Raw genomic sequence first — 10,739 nt, 5'->3', positions numbered from 1 at the left:
TCCACGCGTTCGTGGTGGCCTTGACCGGCCATCGCGACGTGGAGGGTTTGCCTCTCGCCGTCCACAGCGCATACTCGCGCTTCTGGCCGGCGAAGTGGGTGAACTTTGCCTATGCTGCGATCTACCAACAAGCATCATCGTGATGAGGGAACACGCCATGTTCTACGTGCAACGCGACGCCGGAGGTCGGCTGCTGCGTGTGGAAGCTGCGCCCTATGCCGAATCCACCGAGACACTGCCGCCGGACCATGCCGAGATTCAGGACTGGTTCGCCGACGATGTGGTGGAAAACAGCCTGAAGCAGTTGAAACAGAGCGACCTCGACATGATCCGGGTGCTCGAGGACCTGATCGAAGTGCTGACGGCAAAAGGGGTCTTCAGCATCACCGATCTGCCGCCGGGTGCACAGGCCAAGCTGCTCAGCCGCTCGCATGCGCGCAAGGCGCTGGGGAGCCTGACCACCTTGATCAAGGAAGACGAGGAAGAAGGATTGATCTGAATCGACGCCACGCCTGGGCGTCCGCCCGGGCATCGACGTGACGGAGAGTGGACCGCAGGGTCCATGAACCCCGCCATGTCACACGTTCGCCTACCGTTTGAAGCCTCTCCCGCCGCTAGGCCATACTTCCCCACCGACCCTACTCAGGACTGCCTACCCACGATGCGTATCTGGATCGACGCCGATGCCTGCCCGAAAGCTGCCAAGGACCTGGTGATCAAGTTCGCCCTCAAGCGCAAGCTGGAGGTGGTGATGGTCGCCGGCCAAGCCCTGGCCAAGCCCACCCTGACCTGCGTGCGCCTGATCGTCGTGCCCAGCGGCATGGATGCTGCGGACGATTACCTGGTCGACAACGCCTTGCCCGGCGAGCTGGCGATCTGCAGCGACGTACCCCTGGCCGATCGGTTGATCAAGAAGGGCGTCGCCGCCCTGGATCCGCGTGGCCGAGAATTCGATGAGCGGAACATGGGCGACCGCCTGGCCGTGCGCAACCTCTTCACCGAGTTGCGCGAGCAAGGCCAGGTCGGAGGAGGGCAGGCGCCCTACGGCGAACGGGAGAAGCAGGCGTTCGCCAATGCGCTGGATCGCATCCTGACGCGGCTGCTGCGTCAGGCAGGCGCCTGATGTCAGCCATGTTGCAAGGCCTTCAGCAGGCTGCCGGCCGTCCTCACCAGTCGGCGTGGGTCAGCTCCAGCACCCGGTCCACGAGCTTGTAGATGCCTGCAGCCGCTTCGCTGATCGACTGCGTGCGCATGTAGGCGGGTGTGGTGACCAGCTTGCGCTTGGTGTCCTCGACGATGTCGTGCACGTCGCATTCTTCGTGCGCGGCGCCCATCTCAACCAGGGCTGCCAGGGTCTCGGCATCGTTGCCGATCGTGCACACAACGCCTTCACCGTAGATCTTCGCCGCGAAGGCCGGCGCAATGCACATCAGGCCCACGGGCTTGCCCTGTTCGGCGAAAGCCTCGATGAAAGCCAGTACCTCGGGCTGCACACTGCAGTCGGCGCCCTTGTCAGCGAAATCGGAGAGGTTCTTGGCGGCCCCGAAGCCACCCGGCACGATCAGTCCGTCGAACTCATCGGCCCTGGCTTCGCGCAGGTCCTTGACCTGGCCACGCGCGATGCGCGCCGACTCCACCAATACGTTGCGCGAGCCCGGGGTCTCTTCGCCGGTCAAGTGGTTGATGACGTGCTTCTGATCGATATCGGGTGCAAAACACTGCACCTGTGCGCCACGCTGATCGAGGCGTAGCAGGGTAATGACGCTTTCGTGGATTTCAGCGCCATCGTAGACGCCACAACCCGACAAGATCACCGCAATCTTCTTCTGCATGCTCGTTTCTCCAAGGTCGAGGCATCGATGACGACAGTGTGGCAGATACGCACGCTCAAGGCATGCCACCGTATGTGCCACGCATGTCTTCGTGCCAAAGGGCCTGGAAAAGAACCGCGGTCGGTTATCAGACGAACGTCAGCGGGCGGGCGTGCTCAAGGGCGCTGCTCAGGTGGCTCGTCCTGGGGCGTGACCGCTTGCGCGGCCTTGGCCTCGGCCGCCGCCTTGCGCTCGGCGCGCAGGGTACGGAAACGCCGGCGAATCCACAGCAGGATACCGATCAGCAGCAGCCCGCCCAGCACCCACAGCTCGTACTTCTTCACGCTGCCCAGCAGGCCTTCGAGAATGGCGCCGAAATGGTAGGCCGCCGCACCCAGGGCAAGCGCCCAGACCGCTGCACCGATGCCGTTGAGCAGCAGGTAGCGGCGTGGCGGATAGCCGGAAAGACCGATCGCCACGGGCATCACGGTGCGCAGGCCGTACACGAAGCGGAAGCTCAGCACCCAGATGTCCGGATGCCGCCGGATGTGCTCCAGCGCACGGTCCCCGGCCGCTTGCCAGCGAGGTTTGCGCGCCAGCAACGCACGCCCACGGCTACGTCCGAGGAAGTACCACAGCTGGTCGCCGGCATAGCTGCCGAAGAACGCCGTCAGCACCACCAGGTTGATGTCCATGTATCCGCGGAACGCAAGGAAGCCTGCGAGGACCAAGATGGTCTCACCTTCGAAGAACGTGCCGAGGAACAGGGCAAAGTAGCCAAAATCCTGCAGGAATTGTTGAAGCATGGCGTAGGTGCTGGCGAAATGAACGCGCAGCCTACCCCTTCGCAGGCATTCGTGAAAGTGTCCAAATGTGTCTCGACGTGAACGACTTCCGTGGGACAATCACTGCGTCCATGGGTCGCAAGGTTGATCAGATCTGTAACGCAGGCGTCATAATGGACGCCTATAACTGTCGCGCTAGCCCGCCTGCGCGGGCTCAGGAGTCTGCCGTGAGCTTTACCCCCGCCAACCGTCTGTTCCCTGCCACTCGCCTGCGTCGCAATCGCCGGGACGATTTTTCCCGTCGCCTGATGCGTGAGAACGTGCTGACGGTCGATGACCTCATCCTGCCGGTGTTCGTGCTGGATGGTGAAGGCCGCCGTGAAGACATCGCCTCCATGCCGGGCGTCGAGCGCCTGTCGATCGACCTGCTGCTCGAAGCGGCCGAAGAATGGGTCGCGCTGGGTATTCCCGCGCTGGCGCTGTTCCCGGTCACCCCGCTGGAGAAAAAGACCCTCGACGGCGCCGAAGCCTGGAACCCCGACGGTATCGCCCAGCGCGCCACCCGTGCCCTGCGTGCTCGATTCCCTGAGCTGGGCGTGATCACCGACGTCGCCCTCGATCCCTTCACCACCCACGGCCAGGACGGCATCCTCGATGACGAGGGCTACGTGCAGAACGACATCACCGTCGATGCGCTGGTACGCCAGGCCCTGTCCCATGCCGATGCTGGCGCGCAGATGGTCGCGCCCTCCGACATGATGGACGGCCGCCTGCAAGCCATTCGCGAGGCCCTGGAGCTGGCCGGCCACGTGAACGTGCGGATCATGGCCTACTCGGCCAAGTACGCCAGCGCCTACTATGGTCCCTTCCGCGATGCGGTCGGCTCGGCGGCCAACCTGGGCAAGGCCAACAAGGCCTCCTACCAGATGGATCCGGCCAACAGCGACGAAGCCTTGCACGAGGTCGCGACCGACCTGGCCGAGGGCGCCGACATGGTCATGGTCAAGCCGGGCATGCCGTACCTGGACATCGTCCACCGGGTCAAGACCGAGTTCCGTGTACCGGTGTTCGCCTACCAGGTCAGCGGTGAGTACGCCATGCACATGGCCGCCATCCAGAATGGCTGGCTGAGCGAGGCGGTCATTCTCGAATCCCTGACGGCTTTCAAGCGGGCCGGTGCCGATGGCATCCTCACCTACTTCGCCGTGCGTGCCGCTCAACTGTTGAAAGGGCAGTAAGGCCCTTCAGGAACGACTGATGAATAACGAAGTGCCGACACCGTTCGACCCCCAGGAAGCCCACGCGGTGCCCACCGAGCTGGTGCAGACGCCTCCAGACCTGCCTGCCCTCGAGGCGGCCCCGGACGCCGTGGCGCCTGCTCCGGCACCCGTGCCGGCCATCGCCATTCCAGGGCTGGACGACAGCAGTCTGTACATTCATCGTGAGCTGTCGCAGCTGCAGTTCAACATCCGCGTGCTCGAACAGGCGCTGGACGAGTCGTATCCGCTGCTGGAGCGCTTGAAGTTCCTGCTGATCTTTTCCAGCAACCTGGACGAGTTCTTCGAGATCCGCGTCGCCGGCCTGAAGAAGCAGATCGCCTTCGCCCGCGAACAGGCCGGCGCCGATGGCCTGCAACCCCATCAGGCCATGGCGCGGATCAGCGAACTGGTGCACCTGGAAGTCGAGCGACAGTACGCCATCCTCAACGATGTGCTGCTGCCCGAGCTGGCCAAGCATCAGATCCGCTTCATTCGCCGACGCTACTGGACACCCAAGCTCAAGACCTGGGTGCGCCGCTATTTCCGCGACGAGATCGCGCCGATCATCACTCCGATCGGCCTCGACCCGACGCACCCCTTCCCGTTGCTGGTCAACAAGAGCCTGAACTTCATCGTCGAGCTCGAGGGTGTCGATGCCTTCGGGCGCGATTCGGGTCTGGCCATCATCCCCGCACCACGGCTGCTGCCACGGGTGATCCGTGTACCGGAAGACGTCGGTGGGCCAGGTGCCAACCATGTGTTCCTGTCGTCGATGATCCATGCACACGCCGACGACCTGTTCCAGGGCATGAAGGTCAAGGGCTGCTACCAGTTCCGGCTGACCCGCAACGCCGACCTGGCGCTGGACTCCGAGGACGTCGAGGACCTGGCGCGTGCCTTGCGCGGCGAGCTGTTCTCGCGTCGCTACGGCGATGCCGTGCGGCTCGAAGTCGCCGACACCTGCCCCAAGCACTTGTCCGACTACCTGCTCAAGCAGTTCAACCTGAGCGAGAGCGAGCTGTACCAGGTCAACGGCCCGGTGAACCTGACGCGCCTGTTCAGCATCACGGGCCTGGACAGTCACCCAGAGCTGCAGTACACCCCCTTCACGCCGGCCATTCCGAAGCTGCTGCAGAACGCGGACAACATCTTCAGCGTCATCGGCAAGCAGGACGTGCTGTTGATGCACCCCTTCGAGTCCTTCACGCCGGTGGTCGACCTGTTGCGCCAGGCTGCCAAGGACCCCCACGTGCTGGCGGTGCGCCAGACCCTGTACCGCAGCGGTGCCAACTCGGAAATCGTCGATGCACTGGTCGACGCGGCACGTAATGGCAAGGAAGTCACCGCCGTCATCGAGCTGCGCGCCCGCTTCGACGAAGAGTCCAACCTGCAGATGGCCAGCCGTCTGCAGGCAGCGGGCGCGGTGGTGATCTATGGCGTGGTCGGCTTCAAGACCCACGCCAAGATGATGCTGATCCTGCGACGGGAGGCCGGCGACATCGTGCGTTACGCCCACCTGGGCACGGGCAACTACCACGCTGGCAACGCCCGTCTGTACACCGACTACAGCCTGCTGACCTCCGACGATGCGCTGTGCGAAGACGTGGGCAAGATGTTCAGTCAGTTGATCGGCATGGGCAAGACCCTGCGCATGAAGAAGCTGCTGCACGCGCCGTTCACCCTGAAGAAGGGCATGCTCGACATGATCGCGCGCGAAACGCAGTTCGCGGTGGACGGCAAGCCTGCGCACATCATCGCCAAGTTCAACTCGCTGACCGATGCCAAGATCATCCGCGCCCTGTACAAGGCCAGCCAGGCCGGCGTGCGCATCGACCTGGTGGTGCGGGGCATGTGCTGCCTGCGGCCGGGCATTCCGGGGGTGTCGCACAACATCCAGGTGCGCTCGATCGTCGGGCGCTTCCTGGAGCACACGCGGGTGTTCTATTTCCTCAATGGCGGCGAGGAGCAGATGTTCCTGTCCAGCGCCGACTGGATGGAGCGCAACCTCGACAAGCGTGTAGAGACCTGCTTCCCGGTCGAGGGCAAGAAACTGATCATGCGCGTCAAGAAGGAGCTGGACAGCTACCTGACCGACAACACCCACGCCTGGATCCTGCAGTCCGATGGCCGCTACGTGCGTAGCACACCGACCGGCAACCAGAACCCACGCAATGCCCAGGCGACCCTGCTGGAGCGCCTGAGCAACCCGGTTCTCAGCGTACGCTGAGGACGAAGCCGACCCGAGCCAGCCACTGCGCCTCGTTGGCGAAGTCGGCCTGGGTCAGCTGGTTCTGTTCCAGCCAGCCTTCCGGGAACACCACGTCCAGTCGGTCGTGCCCGGGATGCAACTCGACCTTGGGCATCTGCTGGGTGCCGCGGATATGGTGGAAGAGGATGGCGAAGCGCAGCAGCACGCACAGGCGGATCAAGGTCTCGCCTTCTGCGCCGAACTCCGCGAAACGGTCCTTGGGAATGTTGCGTCGATGGCCACGCACCAGCAGCGCCAGCATCTGCTGGTCCTCGCGCGAGAACCCCGCCAGGTCAGAGTGTTCGATCAGGTAGGCGCCGTGCTTGTGGTAGTGGTAATGCGCGATGTCCAGCCCGATCTCGTGCACCTTGGCCGCCCAGCCCAGCAGGTCCCGCCAGTTGCCTTCCTCGAGGCCCCAGGCGGCGGCCACCTGATCGAAGGCATGCAACGCCTTGCGCTCGACGCGTTCGGCTTGCTGCTGGTCGGCGTGGTACCGCTCCATCAGGGAGCTGAGGGTGCGCTCGCGCACGTCTTCGTGATGATGACGGCCCAGCAGGTCGTACAGCACGCCTTCACGCAGCGCGCCGTCGCAGTGGGTCATCTGCTGCAGCTCCAGGGCATCGAAGATGGCTTCGAGGATCGCCAACCCGGCCGGGAAGATCGCACGGCGGTCCGGCTTGACCCCGTCGAAGTCGATCTTGTCGGTCTCGCCAAGCTTGAACAGCTTGCGCTTGAGCCAGGCCAGGCCAGCCGCATTGACTTCGCCAGACCCTTGTCCACCGGCCTTGATGGCCGCGCCGATGGCGCGGATGGTGCCGGACGAACCGATGGCTTCGTCCCAGCCCAGCCGATGCAGGCCATGCTCGATGCTCATCAGCTCCAGGCGCGCGGCCGTGTAGGCTTGTGCGTAACGCGCCGGGGTGATCTTGCCGTCGCGGAAATAACGCTGCGTGAAGCTCACGCAGCCCATTTGCAGGCTTTCGCGCAGCAGGGGTTCGAACCGCTGGCCGATGATGAACTCGGTACTGCCACCGCCGATGTCGGCGACCAGGCGCTTGCCTGGGGTGTCGGCCAGGGTGTGTGAAACGCCCAGGTAGATCAGGCGCGCTTCTTCGCGGCCGGAGATGACCTCCACGGGATGACCCAGGATGGCCTCGGCCCGGTGGATGAACTCGGCCCGGTTGCGGGCTTCGCGCAGGGCGTTGGTGCCGACGATCCTGACGGCGCCATCGGGCAGGCCATTGATCAGTTGGGCGAAGCGCTTGAGGCAGTCGAGGCCGCGTTGCATGGCTTCCTCGCTGAGCAGGCGATCCTCGCCGATGCCGGCGGCCAGCTGAACCTTCTCGCCCTGTCGCTCGAGAATGCGGATCTCGGTCAGGTGGGCCTTGGCCACAACCATGTGGAAGCTGTTGGAGCCAAGGTCGATGGCGGCGATCAGGGACAGGTTCTTCGCTTTGGTATGCGGCATGATCTCGAGGTTCTCGGTCGATTACCCGACAATCGTGCCACGATCCACGCCGCACGCCAACGCGTGCTGCGTGTGAGCTTGACGGAGAGCAGGTAATCGGGCTGCGCAGGGCTGTCATGGGGCCGTCACGATTGATGCAATCAAGCACTGCTATAGTGACTGCCAATCGCCCGCAGCTTCCTGTAGCGCGCCGGTGCGGCTATGATGGGTTACGTTTTCTTGCCTATGATATGGAGATATCCATGAGCGATCTGATCAAATACGTCACCGATGCCACCTTCGAGGCCGAAGTGCTCAAGGCCGAAGGTCCGGTACTGGTCGACTACTGGGCCGAATGGTGCGGTCCCTGCAAGATGATCGCCCCTGTGCTGGACGACATCGCCTCCACTTACGAAGGCAAGCTGACCGTCGCCAAGCTGAACATCGACGAAAACCAGGAAACCCCGGCCAAGCACGGCGTGCGTGGCATCCCGACCCTGATGCTGTTCAAGAACGGCAACGTCGAGGCCACCAAGGTGGGTGCACTGTCCAAGTCGCAGCTGGCCGCGTTCCTCGACGCCAACCTCTAAGGCAGGCCCGAGCGACGAAAAAGCCCCGGATTTCCGGGGCTTTTCTTTTGCAAATCACTAGACGTCGAAAAAAGCAAGTGATACATTCGGCCTCGCACTGTTTCTCCAGTGCCCTCTGCACGCCGTCGCCGATGCACCCCCAATTCGAATCAGTACGCGATCCTGTCGCCTTCTTGCGGCGCGGCTTCATTAAGCCAGAAGCTTAATCCTCCCTTCTTACATGATTACGTCACTCCCCTTATGAACCTGACTGAACTCAAGCAAAAGCCGATTACCGATCTGCTGGAAATGGCCGAACAGATGGGCATCGAAAACATGGCCCGTTCGCGCAAGCAGGACGTGATTTTCTCCCTGCTGAAAAAACACGCGAAGAGCGGCGAAGAGATCTCGGGTGACGGCGTGCTGGAGATTCTCCAGGATGGTTTCGGTTTCCTGCGTTCCGCCGATGCGTCGTACCTGGCCGGCCCGGACGACATCTATGTCTCGCCCAGCCAGATCCGCCGCTTCAACCTGCGTACCGGCGACACCATCGTGGGCAAGATCCGCCCACCGAAAGAGGGCGAGCGCTACTTCGCGCTGCTGAAGGTCGACACCATCAACTTCGACCGCCCGGAAAACGCCAAGAACAAGATTCTCTTCGAGAACCTGACGCCGCTGTTCCCCAACCAGCGCCTGAAGATGGAAGCCGGCAACGGTTCCACCGAAGACCTCACCGGTCGTGTGATCGACCTGTGCGCACCGATCGGCAAGGGCCAGCGTGGCCTGATCGTCGCGCCGCCGAAGGCGGGCAAGACCATCATGCTGCAGAACATCGCTGCCAACATCACGCGTAACAACCCTGAGTGCCACCTGATCGTCCTGCTGATCGACGAGCGCCCGGAAGAAGTCACCGAGATGCAGCGTACCGTTCGCGGTGAAGTGGTCGCCTCGACCTTCGACGAGCCGCCGACCCGTCACGTGCAGGTCGCCGAGATGGTGATCGAGAAGGCCAAGCGCCTGGTCGAGCACAAGAAGGACGTGGTCATCCTGCTCGACTCCATCACTCGTCTGGCCCGTGCCTACAACACCGTCATCCCAAGCTCGGGCAAGGTGCTGACCGGTGGTGTGGACGCCCATGCCCTGGAGAAGCCGAAGCGCTTCTTCGGTGCCGCGCGTAACATCGAGGAAGGCGGCTCGCTGACCATCATCGCCACCGCGCTGGTCGAGACCGGTTCGAAGATGGACGAGGTGATCTACGAGGAGTTCAAGGGTACCGGCAACATGGAGCTGCCCCTGGACCGCCGAATCGCTGAAAAACGCGTGTTCCCGGCCATCAACATCAACCGCTCCGGTACCCGTCGCGAAGAGCTGCTGACCGCCGACGACGAGCTGCAGCGCATGTGGATCCTGCGCAAGCTGCTGCACCCGATGGACGAGATCGCCGCCGTCGAGTTCCTGGTCGACAAGCTCAAGCAGACCAAGACCAACGACGAGTTCTTCTTGTCGATGAAGCGCAAGTAACAGACGCTTCGAACAGAAACGGCGCCTTCGGGCGCCGTTTTCGTTTACTGCTCCCGCTGGGACGTCTCGGTGCTAGATGTCGATGGCATAGCCGAAATCGATCTCACACGCAGGTATGCCGCCGCGCATGCCCCAGTTCTCGCCCTCACGCTCGTCGAGCAGGATCAGCATGGCCTGCGCCGGCAGGTGAAGCTGCTCCGACAGCGCCTGGCTGATGGCCTGGTACAGCCGCCGCTTGGTCTCCAGCGTTCGCCCTTTGAAAACAGTGATCTCGATCTGGAGAAAGGCCTCGCAGTCCCCCGGACTGCGAAAATCAGGGGCGGCGTAGGTGTGATAACGCGCTTGCAGCTCCTCGTCGCTGACCTTGAATACCTGGCGCAGGCAACGGTAAACCGTCTCGATGATCGCCTGGCGTGTTTCAGGGGTTCGGTGCACGGGGTCTTCTATACGTACGATGGGCATGCTCAGGCCTCAGTAGGATGCAAGGGGGCAGGCGTCAGCAGGTCGGCCAGCAGGTCGTGGTGCTCGTCGAGGCTTCGAGACAGCAGATGGTCCAGCGCAGCCGAGGCATCGAACGCGGTCTTGTCCTGGGATAGCTTGAAGCGACCCTCCACGGAGATCGGCTGAATGTTCAGGCCGAGGATATGGGGCAGATTGCTCGACACCCTGGGGTCGGTCGGGTCAACGCGGTAGCTCCGGTCGCTGGTCGCCAATCGCTGAGCCGTCTGCTGCAGGATCTCGAGGTTCTGGTGGAGGCTCTCGGAGACACGGACGATGGCCTGCATGTGCACGGCGAGGTAATTCCAGGTCGGTAGCTGAGAGGAGACATACGCCTCAGGCGGAATGTAGGCAGACGGCCCCATGAAGATGATCTGGCAACGGATCTCCTCCTGGCCGCGAAACTGAGGATTGCGGCCGTCCACATGGCCGAACAGCGAACCGTCCGCCTGGCGCAGCAGCGGCACATGACTTGAAAAGAAGCGGCCTTCTTCGTGCGAGGTGAGAACCGCCAGGGGAAAGGCGTCGATGAAGCGGTCGATCAGTTGGGGTGAGGTGGAGCGGTACTGCGAATAATGAAAGGGACAGGCGCTCATGGTGG

11 protein-coding genes are annotated in these 10,739 nt (G+C 63.0%); 6 read left to right on the top strand and 5 right to left on the bottom strand.

The annotated features are described in order from the left end of the window. Positions 1-157: 157 nt before the first annotated feature. Both APT63_19375 and APT63_19370 read left to right on the top strand, forming a co-directional pair. On the top strand, positions 158-499 hold the full coding sequence (locus tag APT63_19375; GenBank protein AMA47624.1) for a tryptophan synthase subunit beta: 342 nt from the start codon (positions 158-160) through the stop codon (positions 497-499). Between the two features lie 162 nt (positions 500-661). Next, complete coding sequence (locus APT63_19370; GenBank protein ID AMA47623.1) at positions 662-1,123, top strand: hypothetical protein; 462 nt, start codon at positions 662-664, stop codon at positions 1,121-1,123. A 43-nt stretch (positions 1,124-1,166) separates the two neighbouring features. On the opposite strand, the gene APT63_19365 is transcribed toward APT63_19370, so the two are convergent. Continuing rightward, positions 1,167-1,832, bottom strand: a complete 666-nt coding sequence (locus tag APT63_19365; GenBank protein ID AMA47622.1) for an isoprenoid biosynthesis protein — start codon at positions 1,830-1,832, stop codon at positions 1,167-1,169. A gap of 155 nt (positions 1,833-1,987) precedes the next feature. Then, positions 1,988-2,617, bottom strand: a complete 630-nt coding sequence (locus APT63_19360; GenBank protein ID AMA47621.1) for a hypothetical protein — start codon at positions 2,615-2,617, stop codon at positions 1,988-1,990. 206 nt (positions 2,618-2,823) lie between these two features. Here APT63_19360 and APT63_19355 point away from each other — a divergent pair, with 206 nt between their 5' ends. Beyond that, complete coding sequence (locus APT63_19355; GenBank protein AMA47620.1) at positions 2,824-3,834, top strand: delta-aminolevulinic acid dehydratase; 1,011 nt, start codon at positions 2,824-2,826, stop codon at positions 3,832-3,834. Positions 3,835-3,853: 19 nt separating this feature from the next. Then, positions 3,854-6,082, top strand: a complete 2,229-nt coding sequence (locus tag APT63_19350; protein AMA47619.1) for an RNA degradosome polyphosphate kinase — start codon at positions 3,854-3,856, stop codon at positions 6,080-6,082. Here APT63_19350 and APT63_19345 read toward each other — a convergent pair. Next, positions 6,069-7,571: an exopolyphosphatase gene (locus APT63_19345; GenBank protein AMA47618.1), complete on the bottom strand. Its 1,503-nt coding sequence runs from the start codon at positions 7,569-7,571 to the stop codon at positions 6,069-6,071. The genes APT63_19350 and APT63_19345 overlap by 14 nt on opposite strands. Positions 7,572-7,813: 242 nt before the next feature. Between APT63_19345 and APT63_19340 the strand changes: the two genes are divergently transcribed. Further along, complete coding sequence (locus APT63_19340; GenBank protein AMA47617.1) at positions 7,814-8,140, top strand: thioredoxin; 327 nt, start codon at positions 7,814-7,816, stop codon at positions 8,138-8,140. A gap of 240 nt (positions 8,141-8,380) precedes the next feature. Then, positions 8,381-9,640 (top strand): transcription termination factor Rho, encoded by a 1,260-nt coding sequence (rho, locus tag APT63_19335; protein ID AMA47616.1) that lies wholly within the window; start codon positions 8,381-8,383, stop codon positions 9,638-9,640. Positions 9,641-9,712: 72 nt separating this feature from the next. Here the strand turns inward: rho and APT63_19330 are convergent, their stop codons facing one another. Both APT63_19330 and APT63_19325 read right to left on the bottom strand, forming a co-directional pair. Further along, on the bottom strand, positions 9,713-10,102 hold the full coding sequence (locus tag APT63_19330) for a hypothetical protein (protein AMA47615.1): 390 nt from the start codon (positions 10,100-10,102) through the stop codon (positions 9,713-9,715). 2 nt (positions 10,103-10,104) lie between these two features. Further along, entirely contained in the window at positions 10,105-10,734 is a 630-nt protein-coding gene (locus tag APT63_19325; protein ID AMA47614.1) for a hypothetical protein, read from the bottom strand. Positions 10,735-10,739 lie beyond the last annotated feature (5 nt).

The sequence above is a fragment of the Pseudomonas monteilii genome (assembly GCA_001534745.1).
In the GTDB taxonomy this organism is placed as follows: Bacteria; Pseudomonadota; Gammaproteobacteria; order Pseudomonadales; family Pseudomonadaceae; genus Aquipseudomonas; species Aquipseudomonas alabamensis.
This window is presented reverse-complemented; position numbering and strand designations above follow the sequence as displayed.

Coding starts and splice junctions, on each gene's coding strand:
- APT63_19375 (AMA47624.1), top strand. CDS start 158: ATGTTCTACGTGCAACGCGACGCCGGAGGTCGGCTGCTGCGTGTGGAA.
- APT63_19370 (AMA47623.1), top strand. CDS start 662: ATGCGTATCTGGATCGACGCCGATGCCTGCCCGAAAGCTGCCAAGGAC.
- APT63_19365 (AMA47622.1), bottom strand. CDS start 1,832: ATGCAGAAGAAGATTGCGGTGATCTTGTCGGGTTGTGGCGTCTACGAT.
- APT63_19360 (AMA47621.1), bottom strand. CDS start 2,617: ATGCTTCAACAATTCCTGCAGGATTTTGGCTACTTTGCCCTGTTCCTC.
- APT63_19350 (AMA47619.1), top strand. CDS start 3,854: ATGAATAACGAAGTGCCGACACCGTTCGACCCCCAGGAAGCCCACGCG.
- APT63_19345 (AMA47618.1), bottom strand. CDS start 7,571: ATGCCGCATACCAAAGCGAAGAACCTGTCCCTGATCGCCGCCATCGAC.
- APT63_19340 (AMA47617.1), top strand. CDS start 7,814: ATGAGCGATCTGATCAAATACGTCACCGATGCCACCTTCGAGGCCGAA.
- rho (AMA47616.1), top strand. CDS start 8,381: ATGAACCTGACTGAACTCAAGCAAAAGCCGATTACCGATCTGCTGGAA.
- APT63_19330 (AMA47615.1), bottom strand. CDS start 10,102: ATGCCCATCGTACGTATAGAAGACCCCGTGCACCGAACCCCTGAAACA.
- APT63_19325 (AMA47614.1), bottom strand. CDS start 10,734: ATGAGCGCCTGTCCCTTTCATTATTCGCAGTACCGCTCCACCTCACCC.